Raw genomic sequence first — 17,776 nt, forward strand, 5'->3', positions numbered from 1 at the left:
CCCTCAGTCAAATATTATCATTTTGATAAGAAATCTGCTAGAATTAATATCTCCTGCTTCAATTCTTCCTTTGTAACAAATTCCTTACTAGAATGTGCATTATCAAGTTCACCGCATCCAAAAATCACTGTTGGAATACCACATTTAGTAAAATAATAAAATGCATCACAGCTAACCCTCCAACCATAAATATCACTTTGAGCTACCCCACACGTATTTATCGAAATGAGTAATTCTTTTAACAAAGAGTTGGATTCTTCAATAACATATGATTGATTTTTCAATTCAGGAAAATCAACTTTAATATTATTGTATTTCGAAAAATGATCAATAACTTTTTTTTCCAGACTTTCTAAAGTCAGTTCCTCTGTAAAACCAATATTAAATAGTATATCACATTTTTCTGGTGTACTTCCTGCCCACTCTCCTCCTGAAACCTTACCTATATTTATTTTAACAACATTATCTGTTTTTCGAAAGTTAGTATTATTTGAACAAAGCTGTTTTATTTGAGCCTCTAATTGCTCAATATCAGCGATAACATACTTAAGTTGATTATGGATATTTTTTATTTGTAAATTATTCCCCATATGTGAAGCTGTACCTTGCATCTGTAAATTAACGGTCAATACTCCCCTGTGACCTTTATATACATTTAATCTTGTTGGTTCAAATACAACAACAAAATCTGCCTGAAAATCGCTCAGTGTTTGCATCAATGTGCCGTTCCCTGTTGTCTCCTCCTCAATAACTAAATCTATAGAAATATTTTTCCTAATTGGAATGTTGGACTGTTGTAAAAATCTTATAGCTTCAACTAAGCAAATAATATTCGCTTTTGTATCACACGCCCCTCTCCCATATATATTATACTTATCACTGTAGGCCTTAAACTGATTTTGATCATAACTATTATCCGGAACTACATCAATATGACAATTAAATAATACTGTTGGTGCATTAATGTCTTTCTCTGTTTCCGCATGGATATTATAATTTTCAGTATTATTTTCTGCCAAGGAATGTCTAGTATATTTAGAGTCACTTCTCATCAAGTCAAAATTCAAATAATTTCTATTGATACTCAAACCAACTGTTGAAAGATAATCTTCTAGGAACTCGCTTGCCCTACCTTCATTCGGAGTGACTGTATCTATTGACAAGTATTTAATCAATTGTTCTTCTATTACTGAATAATTTCTCAAATACCAATTATCAAAATTCTTAATTAGGTTATAAAAATTACGATCTATACTACTATTCATCTTCTGCTCCTAAAAATTTGAATTTGATAGTATTTTCTATTCTATCAGTATTGGCAATCGCCTCTTCTCGCGTTTTCCCATAAGAAATAATATATCCAATATTACCACATCCATACTTTGGACGGACAACTTTACTTCCAGCTTCAATTGGAGTAATTCCCCACCATTTAAAATCATAAAAACCAACCTGATCAAATGTATTGTCAAAAGTCACTTCTGAAATAACTCCCTCTTCTAGGAATATTGATCTATTAATCACATAATTTTTATATTGTGGTGTCAATAATTTCATATCAATTTTCTCATTCAATAATTGTTGAATGTAAGCCTTTAAAATATTCGTCCCATTGCTCAGTGGAATCATTTCAGTTCCAAATCTTGGTCCACCTAATCTTGGCGTTATTTCTAACACATATAATTTTCCTAATTTAGATTGAATGATGTCAGCCTTCACTACACCCTCTGTTATTCCTAGTGCGATTGCCGCATCATTTACCAATTTTTGGATTTGTATTTCCGTACTTTTATCAATATCCGCTGGAATAATATCACCTACTTCAACAAAATACGGAGAATATTTGTGATATTCAAAAATTCTCTCAGAAATGCCAGTTAGATACAATATTGAATTAATCATCAATCCTTCAACACTAAATTCTTGACCATCAATAAATTCATTTACAAGAATACTTTTCTTCGATGATGTTATGGCATAAGACTTTGCATATTCAAAACTCTCAATTAATTTTTCTTCACTTTCAACTTTAATCACACCTTTTGATGAAGATAAATTCAAAGGTTTTAATACTATTGGATAATTTATATTTTCTTTTAATAACATTAATTCATCAAGTGTATCAATCTTAAAAAATTTTGGAGATAAAATATTATTTTGTAAAAACTTTTGAGAACGTAAATATTTATCGCTTGAAATTTCAGAAACTTCTATAGGGAGTCCTTTCAGATTAAAAAAATTTGCAATTACTGAGACAGACTCGGGGCAATCCCAACATAAACTTAATACCGCCTCAAATTTAAATCCTCCTTTCCAAATTTTTTTTGCTGCTTCTAGTGCATCTGCTGAATCTTTGGAATTTGCTTCAAAAACCACATTTGCTTGTGATAATCCAAAATCATGTGGAAATTCCGTAATAACGGCTATTTCATACTCGTTTGATAGTAATGGTATCACCTCTCCACTCATTCCATTACCACAAAATAATATTTTTCTTCTCATATTAATCCCTTTCCAATTGCTCTATTATGTCTAACTGATTGCTTTGTTACTCTATTTTTCCAAAAGATTATCATTAAAAAGAAGTTCTTTCAATTTTTCACAATAATCTGTAATAATAAAATCTTCATCACTAAAAGGTACAACTTCCCTAACTTTTTCGTATAATATTTTAGTACCATATGAAAGTTTTTCTTTTCCGCGTAAATCTACAGCATGACAAGCACATAATAACTCAAAAGAAACAATATAACTTAAATTATCAATAATTTCCTTAGCTCTTCTTGCAGCAACTAATCCAAATGATACTATATCTTGAAAATCTCCAGTAGAAGTTAATGTTTGTGTAGATAAAGGTACACACAATGAACGATTTTCAGCAGTAATTGATGTAGACATAAACTGACCTCCCATTAACCCCATCCTAATGCCAGGAGTTGTATGACATAAGAATGCTGGCAATCCATTGCTATTTGAAGCATCCATGAATCTATCTATTCTTCTATCTGATAAATTGGATATAGTTGTCATACATATTGAGAGATAATCCATTATTTGAGAGATATATTGTCCATGAAAATGTCCATTATGAAAAACTTCTTCATATTCGGGTATTATTAACGGATTATCACTACTTGAGTTCATCTCATTAGTTATTATACGTTTAATAAAATCTAATGACTCTTTAACTGGTCCTAAAATTTGTGGAGTACATCTTATCGAGTAGGCATCTTCAATTTGTCTATCCATCCCCTGAGAATCATTAGTAAATTTTTCTCGCAGCATATTTTCTGTTTCTTTTTCATCAACAATTAGTTTGCTTGAGTTTAATACATCAACTATTCTTTGGGCAACATATTGTTGACCAGTGTGTTTTTTATAACGATGTACTTCAGGAGCAAAAGGTTTTATTTTCGTTGCTAAACCTTCAAAACTTAAACCGCTTACAACAATATAATTATCAAACAAAGCTTTCGCCCTCATATAATTTTCAGCAGCTAAACCCACCATTGCTGATGTACCATTTATTAAAGCAAGTCCCTCTTTGTAACTCAATTCCATAATATCAATGCCAGCAGCTACCATTGCCTCCTTCCCACTAATAATTTTTCCTTGATAAATTGCTTTCCACCGTCCTGTAGCTACCAAAGCAATAAAGGCCAGTGGTCCTAAATCTCCACTTGCTCCCAACGATCCTTTCTCTGGGATACATGGATAGACTTGTTTATTGAGCATCTCTTGAAGTATTTCATAATTCTTTAATGTTATCGCTGATACTCCTTTAGACAAAGAAAGTAAACGAGCCAACATAATTGCGCGAACAACTTGGGTATCGAAGTACTCTCCAACATTCGATGCAACAGAGTGAAGTAAGTTTTGCTGTAGTCTAGAAGCATATTCAATCGGAACTAGATAGTTGACAAAACCTCCCATGCTCGTATTTACACCGTAAATTATTCTACCGTTAGTGACAAAATCTTCAAGGAGCTTTCTTGACCCATTAATTTTTGCCAACACTTCATTTGCTGTTTCAATAATACAATTTTCCTTTCTCACTACTGCAGCAAAATTCTCAATAGATATTTCTTCATCTTTAATTATAAATTTTTTCATTTTTTAACACCTCGTATAACATTGGTAATGTAACTTCATTTGAAACATTTGCTTTTGAAAATATTTGACAAATTGTATCAATTATATAAATATTAGAAGACGGTACTTTATCTTGAACCATATCATAAAAATAATTTAAGTCCTTAAGTGCATCTCTAATTTTGAAGTTCAGCACTTTATTATCTTTGTTGTCTATATATTGATTTATAAGTGATAGTGCTACGATATAATTTGTTCCTGTCAACATAATCTTTTCAAAAAGATGCCTATCTAAATTTAGCTCCTCACTATAGAAAACTCCAGTTTGAATAATTGCATTAAAAGCCATGCAAATATAGTTGTTCAAAAGTTTGTATTGAGTTGCTTTTCCTAGTGGCAAACAAAATATTTTCTCACTAAATATTTCAATAATATTATATAAACAATCACCTTTGAAAATTCCTCCAGCAAGAGTAACCAATTTCCCTTCCATAGAATCTTTGGGAGATCTAATAAGTGGGCAATCATGATAATTTATACCCAATTTTTGAAATATTTCTATTGCTTGGGCAGTAAAATCTATGCTTTGTGTTGTCAAATCAACAATTGCCGCTCCTTCCTTTATATTTGATGTAAAATAATCATTAAAAAGTATTTGCTTAGAGATTGATGAATTCGGCAAGCATATAAAGATAATATCTGCATCATATGCAATATCCTTCAAATCGCGTACAATTTGAATGTTGTTTTTAAAACATTTAAGTAACTCAATATCAATTTTATGTCTGTGCTCAAACAATTTAAATTGAGAAAACTCTAATTTTTCACATAAGTTTTTCGCTACTCCAATTCCCATACTTCCAACACCTATAAAGGAAATATTTTTATCAATTATAAAATTTTGTTGTGCCATTAGTGCCTCCCTTATTCTCTGCGTAATGCAATACTTTTTGAACTAACATACCATCGGAAAGTGTTGCATAAATACGATTATTCTTATTTTTCTCTGTTAAGATTTCTGAAATAAATCTATTAATTTTTTCATTGCCACATATACAAGAATCTTGGGGCTTGATAGATTTTTCCGTAACCTTCCTCCATTCCCCATTCTTGAAAATTTTTATCTCATAATAATCATAATCCTATCTAGGATTATCTAGATCTACACTAATCATATAGCAATGATTATCTGGCGATTTTAAAAATAAAATGATTTCTCGTTTTCTCTTGTGCCACATAAAGGAGCTTTGAAAAGTGCATATTATACTACTTTTGTCCAGTTCCATATTCATATTCAGTAATAATGTATCATCCTTAAGAGTTCCAATACCATTAAAATCACTAGATAATTTAATGGTATTCATTTGGTTGCTATTAAAATTCTTGACTTCACATAAATATATAACCAAATCTATTGAATGTGATATTTCTGAATAAACTCCCATGGTATCTCTATCATCACCTAAACGATTTTTTCCCCAAAATGTAATAGCTCTTATAGGTGTTAAATGTTTACTCACTATAAAATTTTTTATTTCTTGAATAGCACAACTGAATCGTTCAACGAAATTTATCGCTAAATGTTCATCTCCTAACACTGAAAGTAGTTCTGTAGCTTCCCATATTTTTTTTGTCAATGGCTTTTCTACAATAAAAAAACTAAATTTAAAATAATCTTTTATAGCCATAATATTAGAATAATGATCCTTATCAATGGTTGAAATAATAAAGTAATCAACCCTTGTCATACCAGATTCAATAAATTTTTGTATGGAGGTAAACGTTCTTATATTTCCATTTAATTTTAAAGTTTTTGTAGCATTTGAATCAACTACTGCAATTACTTCAATATCTTCTCGTTCTTTTATTACGTCATAGAATCTTTGTCCTGACTTTCCAAACCCTATAATTACTGCTGTTTTAATCATCAGATACTCCATATTCTATTTTTTTTTGCATTTGATTCCAATAGTCTAAAGTTTCTTTTATTCCTTCATTAAATTTGACAATTGGCGTATATCCAAGAATTGCACGTGATTTTTCAATAGAGGCCAAAGAATGTTTTATATCTCCCTCCCTAAAATCAACAACCTGATAACTACTGCATGTTCCTTGTTGACGTTTTATCTCACTAAATAGTTCTCCTAGTGTAATAGACTCTCCACAACCTACATTAAATACCTCAGCTTTCAGACTATCTCCTTTTTGCAAAGCTAATATATTTGCGTATACAACATTATCAACAAAAGTAAAATCTCTTGATATTCTTTCCGATCCATTAATTATAACATCCTCACTTTTTGTTATAAGTTTAATAAATTTTGGAATAACCGCAACATAAGCCCCCTCTGATAATTGTCTCGGACCAAAAACATTAAAATATCGTAAACCTACTGACTTTAGTCCATAACAAACGTTATACATTTTTGCATATTGTTCCACAAATGATTTACTCTCAGCATAAGGAGATTGTGGTAATCCTATTTTATCCTCAACTTTAGGAAGTGTTTTATGATTACCATATACTGATGAAGACGAAGCATAAACGATTAACTTTACACCGTTCTGTCTAGCAGCTTCAAATATATTTAACGAACCTGTTACATTTACATCATGATATAATAGAGGAGATAGGAGGCTTCTAGGAACATTACCAATTGCTGCTAAGTGTACTATCATATCTATTTCCTTACATATTTTTATGCAAGTTTGAAAGTCTCGAATATCTCCTTTAATAAACTCGAAATTTTCCTTATGTAGATGTTTTTCAATATTAGAAAGTTTCCCAGTTATTAAATTATCTAGGCAAGTTACCCTACAGCCTAAATACATTAAACTATCAATTATATGTGAACCAATAAATCCCGCACCTCCTGTCACCAAAATATGAGTATCCTTATTTATACTACAGTCTCCAATAGATAATATTTTGTTTCTCAAAATCATCATTATCAAAAACTCCCTTTAAATCAAAAAGTATTTTTGGCGTCTTGTTTTCCCTAAACATTCTAATCAATGTGACTTTGTTATGGAATTCCTTATGTGGTACCGCAACTATCATAACATCCAAATTTTTTAATGCATTTTTCGTTAGTTTTAAATTATATTTATCTAATAATTCTTTCGAAGGACCCAATGGATCATATATTTTGGGGAATATTCCAAAACTTCTAAAATTTTGTACCAAATCAATAATTTTAGAATTTCTTATATCAGAACAATTTTCTTTAAAGGTAATACCTAGTATGCCTACATTTATTTTTTTATGTCTAACCCTAGTTCCAATATTTTTTTCACTATTTTATTACCAATGTAATTAGGATAATTATTATTTGTTTTTCTACTCACAAGCATTACCTCAGGTGAAATACCAATCTGTTGGGACTTGTGTATCATATAATACGGATCAACGCCGATACAGTGTCCACCAACAAATCCAGGTTGAAAATCTAAAAAATTCCATTTAGTTTTTGCTGCACTTAAAACTTCCTTGATATCTATCTGAAGTTCATGACATATAATTGAAAATTCATTTACAAGAGCGATATTTACATCTCTCTGCGTATTTTCGAGTATTTTTGCCGCCTCTGCGATTTTAATCGTTGGAGCACAATAAATTTTACTATCTAGAAAACTTGAATATACACATCGAATAATATCTAAATATTTTTTGCTTGAAGATGAAATTATTTTATCAATTTTATCTATTGGATGTTCTGCGTCGCCAGGGTTTACTCTTTCAGGAGAATAACCCACACCGAAATCATCATTGAGTTTCATTTTTGATGTTTTCTCTAAAATTGGAATACAAATTTCTTCAGTAACACCAGGATAGACCGTAGATTCATAAATCACAACATCTCCTGGTAATAACACTTTCCCAACTGTTTCTGATGCACTCTCTAAAGGAGATAAGTCAGGTCTGTTAAAATTATCTATTGGTGTTGGAACAGCAATTATATAGATATTACATTCCTTTATATCACATAACTCTCTTGTAAATAAGATTTTTGAATTACAGATTTCAGTATCTTTAATATCATCAATTGGTGATTTTCCAAGTAATAACTGATTGATTTTTTCATCATTAATATCATAGCCAACAGTACAAAAAAATCTATCTAGATGAAGTGCCAACGGAAGCCCTACGTAACCTAAACCAATTACTCCTACCTTCAACTCATTATTGTTCAATTTGCTCATTATTTGTTTCTCCTTGAATTGAGTATATAGATTAACTCTTAACTCCAATTAAAATATATGACGTTAATAAAATTGAAATTATCTTTAAAATAAATATTACATGAATATATATCAAATAATCCTTTGACACTGAAAAAATATATTTGAAATAAATACTTCCATAGTAAAATAGTTAGAAATGCCACTTAAAAATTGACACTCTGTGTATCCTGATATTTAAGTACATATAACACATTTCAAAAATTGGATAATAAATCTGTGACAAATAATATCGAGTATATTTATTTTTTAATATTGATTTTATTGTTGTTCCTATTGAACCAAGAGTTAAATTGATTTGCGAGATTATCAATTACGAATTCAGAAAATTTTCAAACGAATATTAATAAAATTGACTATTATTCGAACAATAAGTTTTTAAATATTTTAAAGACTTAAGCATACACCAAAGCATTCTAACCACCAACAATGATAATAATATCCATAACCAACAATAAAACTGGTAAAATTTTTGACATTTTCCTCATAATATCGGACTTCCTTTCGTTTTTTATTTATTGTATAATAAATAGAAACTAATTAATTATTTGTTGGGAAAACGGGAAAATGAAATCAAAACTTGGAATTACACTTAGAAAAGTTCGTAAAGGAAAGCAAGTTAGTCTATGCTCTGTAGCAGATGAACATCTTTCCAAATCACAAATATCTCGTTTTGAACGTGGGGAATCAAAGATATCTTGTATCCGACTTATCAATATTTTAGATAAATTACACATTACTTTGGATGAATTTCTTACTTTACACGATAATGACCACACCAATACTGGATCGTTTGTTAATTTGGTTCAATATATTCGTAAACAATACTCATTGCAAAATATAGAAAATATAGTATCTCTACTGTCTGATTCTTCAAAATACAACCTGAGCCCATTTGAACAAACAATGGTAAAGTCTATTCTATGCACAATGGATTCAACTATTGTTCCATCAGATGAAGAATTACTTCAACTGACAGACTATCTTTTTAAAGTAGAAAAATGGGGTTACTATGAAATTATTCTATTAGGGAACTGTGTACGGACAATTAACTACAACACCTACTTTTTATTAACTAAAGAAATGTTAAGCAATTACATTTACTCATCACTAAATAAAATCAATAAGCAGATTGTCACTCAACTCGCTATCAATTGTTTCATTCTTAGCATAGATAAGGAAGAGTTTGCTAATTGCTCATATCTAATTGATGAGATAAAAGGATTGTTAGATAATGAATTAAACTTTTATGAAAAAACAGTCTTTCTCTATGCAATCGGTTACTATGAATTTAATCATCAATTAAATAGTGGAATTGAGAAAATGAAACAAGCCATACAAGTACTTGATATTTTAGGAGAAGACAAGCTAAAATCGCACTATACCAATCATTTTGATAAACTAGTTAACAAAAAATAAATGAAATGCCCATCTAACCTTTAACATTTTACCAATCAGGGGAGTCACGATAAAAAATCAACCACTCTGACAACTTTTCGACATATCATGGTATAGCATACTTTATTTTTATGTCCAATTTCAAAAGCAAATGAGAGTAGTTTTCAACAAAATTGAACGAAAAAGATACGTTCTTTCAATTGACTGACTTTTTGGACAGTTTCCTTCTTTCATTTATAAACAACGATAATATTTAAAATTTTCTATTTTGTTATCTTAAAATTCGCCCTTTTCTCTATTTCAATTTACCTAAATATTTTTTTACATGATAATACGTATACTGAGTAACAAAAATTTCTACTTTACTTATACATAAATATACATTTCAACTTTGGATATTATTTTCTTACGAAAACTACTGCTTCAATAAATTCGCATTAATCACTCGCTACTATTTTCTTTTATTAAGGGAATCTATATAGTAAATTATTATAAAAAGGCTCACCCAAATATATCGTTGATATTAACATCATCAGTACAACAAAAACACCTGAAATAATTGATAAACTAATAGAGTATATATAGAATCAATAACATTTTTCATAATTAATTAAGGTACATCAAGAATTAACTTGATGCACCAAGGCTTCTACCAATTAAATATCACTTTTCACTTGTTTAATATAATGTCCAACTGAAATACAGACTGCTTTTTTAGCCTTCTTCTTTGTTGAAAATTTCAACATAAGAAATTCCTCCTCAACTTATTTCAAGTAAACTGTCGATAGTTAAACTATACTTATCTATTTTGTTGTAAAACAAAACAATGCACTATTTGGCATAATTCTATATATTAATTGGTTAAACAAGACAAAATAATAGATATCCTACATTCAGATAACATATATATTATTAATAGAAAAGGAAATATACAATCACAAAAATATTGTGGACTTTAGATGGTAGAAATAAAAACATATAGAATTGCCTGTAATTCAGATTATTCTATATGTTTTTTTACTATTCTAATTTTATATTGGATTTTTTAATAAATTTCGAAGTTTCAATTGATTTATGCCCATACAGAAAATTTTCGCTTTTTAAGGTATAACCACTTTGGTTAATAATTCCATTCTCAGAAAGTATTCCCTGATGTGATAATAAAATATTCAAGTCATGTCAGAGATAAGAATATTTGAAAAATTTATCCATTTCCAATCCTGAATATGTGAGATAATTCTTACCTTTTTTATATTTATCAATATCTACGCATATTCCCCCTAAGTTCCTGAGATGCAATATCGGAATTATATTTATCTCTAATTTTATCATACAAATTCTATAATAAGATTCAATTATTTCTTCAGTAGAACAAATTAAACAAACAGCTTCTCCTAAAGTAATCGATTTAGCATTCATATCCATAATTCTAATAATTTCTAAACCATGTAGTTATTAATTGATGGAGCGATACTAATATGGACATTAAATTATCAAAATTATCTGTACTCAGCTTTGTTTTATAATTGTATTTAAATCATTTTTATAATTAATATAAAAATTCTTGTCACCAATGCTATAAATAATAAGATTAATCCTAGAAATTTTCTGTTGACTTAATATAGTTAGTCTTTCTAATTCTCGTTATAATGATTTTCTTTAATAAATTAGCTTGGATTTAAAAATTTTATAAATTGATAAACGTTTCTGGTACTATCATCTCCCACTTTTATAAAATAAACGTTATTATATATCTTTATTTACTTTTGTCAATTATATATTTTTATCTAAATATATAAAAAATTACGTTAACCTATTCATAATTTGTACTACATGAATAATCAAAACCTCCAGTGTGAACTGGAGGTTTGTTCTTCGGCTGAAAGCCTCTTTTACCGGCCTAAGCCTAAAAGGCTCACTGAATCGGTTTCCCTCGCGCACCACATTTACTCTCAAATCCTAAAAGGATTTATACGTTCTTTTGATTTTTTTTTACCTGCAAATGGATCATATTCTTCAAATAATGTTAGTTGATCTGCTACGTAATCATCTTGTAATTGATTACGAATATATTCTTCTATCTTCACCTTATTTCTCCCTACGGTATCCACGTAATAGCCTCGACACCAAAATTTTCTATTACCATAACGATATTTTAAATTTGCATGTCAATCGAATATCATCAAACTACTCTTTCACTTTAAATAGCCTATAAAACTTGATATACTAATTTTGGGCGGTATACTCACTAACATGTGAATATAATCTCTACATACATTGGCTTATATAATTTCTACACCTTTTCTTTCACATAACTCTCTTAAAATTTCTCCTATACTTCTTTTATATTTACCATAAATAATTTGTCGTCTGTACTTCGGTGCAAACACAATATGATACTTACATTTCCATGTTGTATGTGATAAACTTTGATTATCCTTTTTCATAAGGAACCCCTATTTGATTGATAGTTTGTGGTCGGGAAACCAAATCTATTCTATCATTTTAGGAGGATTTTTTTACCACGCTAGAAGCTCTCTGGAACCACCCGCATAGCTGGTGGTTTTCAATGCATGCAAAAAAATAAGCTATATAATTTTCAATATATATCAATTCTATAGCTTATTTTCTATATATATTTATAAAATATCACAATTTATATATCAATTTGTCAATTATCTATACGTAAAATCTTTTGCCAATCATTTGGAAAACCAATTCTATAAAGATCTGCGGAATATTCATCTATTCTACTTTCTAATTTATCCAAAAATACATTCCAATGAGCCTGCTCAAATTCAGGGAGTGTCAAATAAAAATACTTAATTATTATCAATCCAGCGAAAAAAGTATGTCTCAATTTATCAAGCTGCTTAAAATCCAACCTCATTGTCTTAAGAAAATAATTTGTATGCTCTTTAAGAAAAGTTGGCGTAAAATTAAGTCTACAACCATAAAATCGAGAACAATGTGCTCCATAATTTCTCAAAATCTGAATTGTTTTAAGCCATTCTATAATCCATTTGTCATCTACTCCATTAACACTTATCTCATTTATAAATTCTCTAACCCATTTTTTTCTAATTGATCTATCAAGGTATGTTACAAAAGTAGTAATATTTCCCATGGTAAGTTGCTCAACTAATACCCAGATAGGAATATTTCCGCCATATTTCTTTACATGATGTTTTATTACGGAATCTTTGGTCTTTTTTGATTCTATAAACTCTGCAAATTGAGATAACATTTCAGGAACATCCTTCTTACATTCTTCTTTATAAATCTTCTTATCTAGATATACTAATCCTCTCTTGAGTTCTGTTTGATGGTCAATTAAATCATAGTAATTAATAGATAAAAAATGGGCTAAAGAAGTTTTTACAGCTATCTCAATAGGGGGAATCAATCGATTTACAGATTCTCTCAAAAAAGCATCGAATCGATATAACTTAAATAATTGACTAAAGCTACTATTTTCTTTCACATATCTACAAAAAACAGATAACCTATAATAATTAATAGTTTTTAAAATCTTAGTAGCATCAATATATTCTTGTTCTGAAAAAGTAATTCCATGTTCCTTTAATCTAAAAATCATTTCCTCTATAGATAAGGGTTCTTTTAATTCATTTACTTTTTCTTGTGTATTTTCGTCACATATAGGGAAACTGCTTCCCTCCACATATAATTTATCGTATTCTGTAACATCATACGTTTGAAATGCTTTTTTTATTGTCTTGGAATGTACTCTTAATATTTTTTCATTCATATAAATTCACCTAAAAAATAAAAAAATAGGCCTTACCTGGTACGCTTCTTTGCTAGGCGTGGTAAGACTCGCTTGATTGTATTTTATCACTGTCTTCTACACCTGTCAATACTTACAGACTTTCAATTTAGATAGTATCGCAAAATTATGAGATTCCTGTTAATACTATTTTTATCCGGAATATACTATGCAGGTATACTACCTTCTTGTTTTTAAATCTTAAAATGGCTGCAACTAATTGATTCTATCTCTAAAATTCATAGCACGGATAACAATAATATTCCGGCTAAATTAACCAATTCAGCCGGAACCATACTTTTCTTATACTATCTTCTTATCTCAAACTTTAAAATAGCCGCAATTAATTCCACTTCTATAGAACTTTTCATATATGAATCCAGTCTATACTCATTCGTTCCAGCTACTTTGCGGGTGCTGTAAGTATTTATTAACATGCTATACTGTTCAATAATTGTATCAATGGACTCTCTATCGCCTGTTATCGCTTCTTCAATAACTGATAACGGTAAATTCATTACATTATTTTTCATATTTCCTTCTCCTTTAAATTAATTCTCAATCTACCTATAGCTTTATTCTTTAGATAGGATATTCTTTGAGGAGTTGTTTTCATTAACTCTGCTATTTCAGCACATGTCATTCCATGTACATAATATGCAATCAATATTGCAATTGAACATTTATCCAGTTTTAATAACTCTTCCAACAGATCTTCTCCGTCATAATTAAAAGAATGGGAATTATAATTGATATTTATTAATGAATCAATTGATTGTTCATGATCCAAACGATTTTTGTTTATTTTCAATAATCGACATGCTGTTCGTTTAATTACTTTTTTGCAATAAGAATCAAATTGATATTTTAATATCCTTTCATGTTCTTTCATGTACTTTTTCTCCTCTTGATTAATACATATTTTCAGTTGAAAGAATTTGAACAATTCACTCCTCCTTTACAGGTCCTTCATCCTTTCAACAATTAAATGCAGTAACAAGAAGATTTTGAGAGTGTTTTTTTAGGTTTTACGAAAAAAAGAGCACTTATCTCCTAAATCACGGAAAGATAACTGCTTTTTAAATAGATAATATACTATGAAATTTAGAAAACTTTTTAACATCTAAATTCAATAATGATATGTTTGTTATTTTGGTATAACCAAAATGAAATTTTTAATATAAAAAGTGTGAAAATTAAACTATTAGGATATACATGCAACTAAATCTGCAATTAGGGAAACATCATTCTAATACTATTGATTTCTTTATATATTAAACATTATATAGTAAAACTACGGAGCAAATAATAAGATGCAACAAACAACTGTATATATGCCATATAATACAATTTGAAGGGAGCTATATAGATGTTAAAAATAGCAGCCTATGATGACAACCGTGAATTTACAAATTATTTTGAGGAGATCATTGAAGAGATTTATCCAAACAATCAATTCAGTACTGTTGTATTTAACAATTCGATTAGATTGGTAAGTATAAATGAAGGAAAATAATTATGATATCTTTTTTTAGATATTGAGATGCCCGAAACGAGCAGATTTTGCTATTTTTTCATTGATAGCTAAAAAGAGATTTATAAAAACAATACAAGAACGAGGGATATATTTTCTATCCTCTCTCCTGTTTGAATACAGTATAACTGGAGGACTAGAGAGATGCTATACACCTCTTTATTGTACACTTACTTACTAACTGATGGGGTTAGCGTAGTAATCAAAAAACCACCTGCATAGCGGGTGGAATAATAATAAAAAATACTTGCAAAAATCTATTCAATTTTATTCAAGAATTATCTTTCACCAAGCAATTCATTCCGTTATCTTTTGAATACAAAATATAATGTAGTATAATGATATTTCGTACAACAATTTTGTTTATGAGAGCAATCATAAAAACCTATAATAAATAACAAAATAAAAAACGTTTATTACCTAACATTTACTTTTTCAAAAATAATTTAAAACTAAACTTGTATTTCTTTTTTGTTAAATATAATTGAGCTAATGGCAAGCACAATTATACAATACAAACATAGAATTGCTATTTGAAGAAAATAAGAACTAAGACTATATGAAAAACCATAATAATTTTGTTTAAAAGGATTGGCTAACGTTGTTAAACCAAAGGGGCTAAAAGCCAAAATGTTTTCTACTTTAGTATTTGCATATAAACTACCATTCATTACTTGATTTAAGATAAATAAAATGACAACACTTGCAGTTGAAACATACATTGATTGAAAGATGACTGAAATTAGCAATATTAAACAAAGAATATAAATTGTTTGTAAAAAGTTATTTGTTAGATTAACAATAAATTCTGGAAGATAATGAATAAAATACGTGTATTCAAATTCGTTCAATGTGAAGGTTAGAATAAAACTGATAATACAAATTAAAATTTCTGCAATTATAGTATATAAAACAATTGTAAAAAATTTTGATAATAGAAATTGTATTTTGCTAATGGGTCTAACCAAAATAGCTCTAATTGTTTTTTGTTGATATTCTTTAAAATAATTAATAACAAAAATTATAGGAATTAAGGTACGGAATAACAATGAAAAATTAGTCACTATCTCATTAAGTTTAGGCATAAAACTATGTGGATAGGCATAGAGAGATAAAAATATTGTCAGAAAAATATCCAAAGCTAATAAAAATAATAAGGTTCCTAAAGGCAATCTAGATAATTTCATTTTTTTCCATTCATTTTTAAAAACAATCTTCATTTTATTTTCCCCCCTGTACCATTTTTAGAAATATTTCTTCTAATTCATCTACCTGACTATGAATAGCACTTATGCGAATGTTTTGTTGATAAAGTGACTCCGTAATGCGCTGTTCAACCTGTTCATCACCATAGATAATAAAGCTATCTCCGTTTTGTTTAAAAGATAACTGTAATCGGCTAAGTAACCTACTAGTAGCTTTTTCATCAGCTGTTCTCAAGTGAATACTGCGTTTACCTAATAACATAAATTGATTCATCGTATCATTAAATTTCACTTGACCTTGATGTAAAATCACGATATGAGTTGCTAATTTTTCTACTTCACTCAGGGTATGACTGGAAAGTAGGATTGTCACTCCTTTTTTAGCTAGTTGTTGAATGATTTGTCGAAATTCATGAATGGCTTGTGGATCTAATCCATTTAAAGGCTCGTCTAATAATAAAATTTTAGGTTCGTGAATCAAAGCTTGCGCTAATGCAAGACGTTGTTTCATTCCTAGAGAATAGTTTTTAACTTGTTTATTCACTGCATCTTTTAAGCCAACTTTTTCAAGCATATTTAATAATTTTTCTTTTGTTACTTCTATCGGATACATACTAGATAAGATTTCTAAATTTTGATAACCAGTAAGATATTCATAAAGAGCTGGATTTTCAATCATCATACCAATATCTTTCAAATAATCACGTTGTTTACAAGTAATAATTTTATCATTTACATAAAATTCTCCACTGCTAGGATATAGCAAATTTAAGATAATTTTCATACAAGTAGATTTTCCAGCACCGTTTAGACCAATTAACCCAACAATATCACCAGCATGCATTGCAAAACTAACATCTTTTAAAATTTCTATTTTTTTGTAGCGTTTACTTATTTTATCAAGCTTTAAAATTGGTTTATTCATTTATTTCATCCTTTCTTGACTCATTATAATATAAATTTTGTTCAACAAGTTCTAAATAGCCGTCACAAAATTTTAAATGTTCTCGATTGTGCAAAATACAAATTATAGTACATTGGCATTTTAAACGTACTTCAAAAACTAGATAATTCATTCATTCAAATTCACAAGTCATACATTATAAATGTTAAATATATAGAAATTGCACATCATGAATTTGTCCAATGTAAATTATCTTCTATATATGACTCAAACAATATAGATATTCCTTATGGCAGAAAATTTAAAGAGACTGCAAGGAATACCATATTTGAATTATTATAAAGGAACATATTTCTTCGACTTTTTATGTAGGTTAATATATTACTTTGTATGATATCTTTTCTTTCCAGTTTACTTAAAATTTTTTTGTTTCATTGAACATGAAATCTTTCAAATTTTATAGCTTGTTATTGGACGTTTACGGATTTACTGTCTTGGTTTTACTTTTACCTTCAGGACTTCAATTTGTTATGCAAGCACATCCACCATTTAGCCTTGTCCCCAGTTTATGTTCCTAGCCCCATTGACTTTGCTACACGATTTCTCCTCTAGGT

17 protein-coding genes and 1 pseudogene are annotated in these 17,776 nt (G+C 29.0%); 3 read left to right on the top strand and 15 right to left on the bottom strand.

Annotated elements, in window-relative coordinates; translation table 11 throughout:
* Positions 1–17: 17 nt before the first annotated feature.
* The 9 genes from RK02_RS02905 to RK02_RS12550 all read right to left on the bottom strand — a co-directional run bounded on the left by RK02_RS02905 (position 18) and on the right by RK02_RS12550 (position 8,822).
* Entirely contained in the window at positions 18–1,265 is a 1,248-nt protein-coding gene (locus RK02_RS02905; protein WP_016182746.1) for a M20 family metallopeptidase, read from the bottom strand.
* Positions 1,258–2,502 carry an ATP-grasp domain-containing protein gene (locus tag RK02_RS02910; RefSeq protein ID WP_016182747.1) on the bottom strand — a complete coding sequence of 415 codons (1,245 nt, stop codon included), beginning with the start codon at positions 2,500–2,502 and terminating at the stop codon, positions 1,258–1,260. The genes RK02_RS02905 and RK02_RS02910 overlap by 8 nt, the downstream gene beginning before the upstream one ends.
* A 51-nt stretch (positions 2,503–2,553) precedes the next feature.
* Positions 2,554–4,113 (bottom strand): phenylalanine aminomutase (D-beta-phenylalanine forming), encoded by a 1,560-nt coding sequence (locus RK02_RS02915; protein ID WP_016182748.1) that lies wholly within the window; start codon positions 4,111–4,113, stop codon positions 2,554–2,556.
* The gene (locus RK02_RS02920) at positions 4,094–5,005 is read right to left on the bottom strand and encodes an NAD(P)-binding domain-containing protein (RefSeq protein WP_016182749.1); all 912 of its coding nucleotides are present in this window, start codon (positions 5,003–5,005) and stop codon (positions 4,094–4,096) included. Before RK02_RS02920 ends, RK02_RS02915 begins: the two co-directional genes overlap by 20 nt.
* A gap of 229 nt (positions 5,006–5,234) precedes the next feature.
* Positions 5,235–6,020: a Gfo/Idh/MocA family protein gene (locus RK02_RS02925; protein ID WP_016182750.1), complete on the bottom strand. Its 786-nt coding sequence runs from the start codon at positions 6,018–6,020 to the stop codon at positions 5,235–5,237.
* Positions 6,013–7,041 (bottom strand): SDR family oxidoreductase, encoded by a 1,029-nt coding sequence (locus RK02_RS02930; RefSeq protein WP_016182751.1) that lies wholly within the window; start codon positions 7,039–7,041, stop codon positions 6,013–6,015. The genes RK02_RS02925 and RK02_RS02930 overlap by 8 nt, the downstream gene beginning before the upstream one ends.
* Positions 6,998–7,378: a UDP binding domain-containing protein gene (locus tag RK02_RS12545; protein ID WP_081617811.1), complete on the bottom strand. Its 381-nt coding sequence runs from the start codon at positions 7,376–7,378 to the stop codon at positions 6,998–7,000. The genes RK02_RS02930 and RK02_RS12545 overlap by 44 nt, the downstream gene beginning before the upstream one ends.
* A complete protein-coding gene (locus RK02_RS02935; RefSeq protein WP_016182752.1) occupies positions 7,348–8,295 on the bottom strand; it encodes a nucleotide sugar dehydrogenase in 948 nt (315 codons plus the stop codon). Before RK02_RS02935 ends, RK02_RS12545 begins: the two co-directional genes overlap by 31 nt.
* A 455-nt stretch (positions 8,296–8,750) precedes the next feature.
* Positions 8,751–8,822, bottom strand: a complete 72-nt coding sequence (locus tag RK02_RS12550; protein ID WP_143139391.1) for an SHP2/SHP3 family peptide pheromone — start codon at positions 8,820–8,822, stop codon at positions 8,751–8,753.
* 79 nt (positions 8,823–8,901) lie between these two features.
* Here RK02_RS12550 and rgg3 point away from each other — a divergent pair, with 79 nt between their 5' ends.
* Positions 8,902–9,753, top strand: coding sequence for a quorum-sensing system transcriptional regulator Rgg3 (gene rgg3 / locus RK02_RS02940; protein ID WP_016182753.1), 852 nt, complete (start codon positions 8,902–8,904; stop codon positions 9,751–9,753).
* Between the two features lie 1,931 nt (positions 9,754–11,684).
* Here the strand turns inward: rgg3 and tnpA are convergent.
* From tnpA to RK02_RS02965, 4 genes and pseudogenes are all read right to left on the bottom strand, one after another.
* A pseudogene (gene tnpA / locus RK02_RS12040) lies at positions 11,685–12,179 on the bottom strand (IS200/IS605 family transposase).
* A gap of 224 nt (positions 12,180–12,403) precedes the next feature.
* Complete coding sequence (locus RK02_RS02955) at positions 12,404–13,501, bottom strand: Abi family protein (protein ID WP_016182757.1); 1,098 nt, start codon at positions 13,499–13,501, stop codon at positions 12,404–12,406.
* A gap of 326 nt (positions 13,502–13,827) precedes the next feature.
* Entirely contained in the window at positions 13,828–14,052 is a 225-nt protein-coding gene (locus RK02_RS02960; RefSeq protein WP_016182758.1) for a helix-turn-helix domain-containing protein, read from the bottom strand.
* Positions 14,049–14,411, bottom strand: a complete 363-nt coding sequence (locus RK02_RS02965; RefSeq protein ID WP_016182759.1) for a sigma factor-like helix-turn-helix DNA-binding protein — start codon at positions 14,409–14,411, stop codon at positions 14,049–14,051. Before RK02_RS02965 ends, RK02_RS02960 begins: the two co-directional genes overlap by 4 nt.
* Positions 14,412–14,888: 477 nt before the next feature.
* Between RK02_RS02965 and RK02_RS12310 the strand changes: the two genes are divergently transcribed.
* On the top strand, positions 14,889–15,035 hold the full coding sequence (locus RK02_RS12310) for a hypothetical protein (protein WP_016182760.1): 147 nt from the start codon (positions 14,889–14,891) through the stop codon (positions 15,033–15,035).
* Between the two features lie 470 nt (positions 15,036–15,505).
* Here the strand turns inward: RK02_RS12310 and RK02_RS02970 are convergent, their stop codons facing one another.
* Together RK02_RS02970 and RK02_RS02975 are read right to left on the bottom strand one after the other, a co-directional pair.
* Positions 15,506–16,273, bottom strand: coding sequence for an ABC transporter permease (locus RK02_RS02970; RefSeq protein WP_016182761.1), 768 nt, complete (start codon positions 16,271–16,273; stop codon positions 15,506–15,508).
* 1 nt (position 16,274) lies between these two features.
* Complete coding sequence (locus tag RK02_RS02975) at positions 16,275–17,183, bottom strand: ABC transporter ATP-binding protein (RefSeq protein ID WP_016182762.1); 909 nt, start codon at positions 17,181–17,183, stop codon at positions 16,275–16,277.
* A gap of 117 nt (positions 17,184–17,300) precedes the next feature.
* On the opposite strand from RK02_RS02975, the gene RK02_RS12555 reads away from it, so the two are divergent.
* A complete protein-coding gene (locus RK02_RS12555) occupies positions 17,301–17,504 on the top strand; it encodes a LytTR family transcriptional regulator DNA-binding domain-containing protein (protein ID WP_425387163.1) in 204 nt (67 codons plus the stop codon).
* The last annotated feature ends 272 nt before the right edge of the window (positions 17,505–17,776 follow it).

This window comes from Enterococcus columbae DSM 7374 = ATCC 51263 (genome assembly GCF_000406925.1).
In the GTDB taxonomy this organism is placed as follows: Bacteria; Bacillota; Bacilli; order Lactobacillales; family Enterococcaceae; genus Enterococcus_E; species Enterococcus_E columbae.

What these genes read in the sequence shown, in the direction of transcription:
- RK02_RS02905 (WP_016182746.1), bottom strand. Translation starts at nt 1,265, where the DNA reads ATGAATAGTAGTATAGATCGTAATTTTTATAACCTAATTAAGAATTTT.
- rgg3 (WP_016182753.1), top strand. Translation starts at nt 8,902, where the DNA reads ATGAAATCAAAACTTGGAATTACACTTAGAAAAGTTCGTAAAGGAAAG.
- RK02_RS02920 (WP_016182749.1), bottom strand. Translation starts at nt 5,005, where the DNA reads ATGGCACAACAAAATTTTATAATTGATAAAAATATTTCCTTTATAGGT.
- RK02_RS02915 (WP_016182748.1), bottom strand. Translation starts at nt 4,113, where the DNA reads ATGAAAAAATTTATAATTAAAGATGAAGAAATATCTATTGAGAATTTT.
- RK02_RS02925 (WP_016182750.1), bottom strand. Translation starts at nt 6,020, where the DNA reads ATGATTAAAACAGCAGTAATTATAGGGTTTGGAAAGTCAGGACAAAGA.
- RK02_RS02910 (WP_016182747.1), bottom strand. Translation starts at nt 2,502, where the DNA reads ATGAGAAGAAAAATATTATTTTGTGGTAATGGAATGAGTGGAGAGGTG.
- RK02_RS02935 (WP_016182752.1), bottom strand. Translation starts at nt 8,295, where the DNA reads ATGAGCAAATTGAACAATAATGAGTTGAAGGTAGGAGTAATTGGTTTA.
- RK02_RS12310 (WP_016182760.1), top strand. Translation starts at nt 14,889, where the DNA reads ATGTTAAAAATAGCAGCCTATGATGACAACCGTGAATTTACAAATTAT.
- RK02_RS02975 (WP_016182762.1), bottom strand. Translation starts at nt 17,183, where the DNA reads ATGAATAAACCAATTTTAAAGCTTGATAAAATAAGTAAACGCTACAAA.
- RK02_RS02955 (WP_016182757.1), bottom strand. Translation starts at nt 13,501, where the DNA reads ATGAATGAAAAAATATTAAGAGTACATTCCAAGACAATAAAAAAAGCA.
- RK02_RS02930 (WP_016182751.1), bottom strand. Translation starts at nt 7,041, where the DNA reads ATGATGATTTTGAGAAACAAAATATTATCTATTGGAGACTGTAGTATA.
- RK02_RS02960 (WP_016182758.1), bottom strand. Translation starts at nt 14,052, where the DNA reads ATGAAAAATAATGTAATGAATTTACCGTTATCAGTTATTGAAGAAGCG.
- RK02_RS02965 (WP_016182759.1), bottom strand. Translation starts at nt 14,411, where the DNA reads ATGAAAGAACATGAAAGGATATTAAAATATCAATTTGATTCTTATTGC.
- RK02_RS02970 (WP_016182761.1), bottom strand. Translation starts at nt 16,273, where the DNA reads ATGAAGATTGTTTTTAAAAATGAATGGAAAAAAATGAAATTATCTAGA.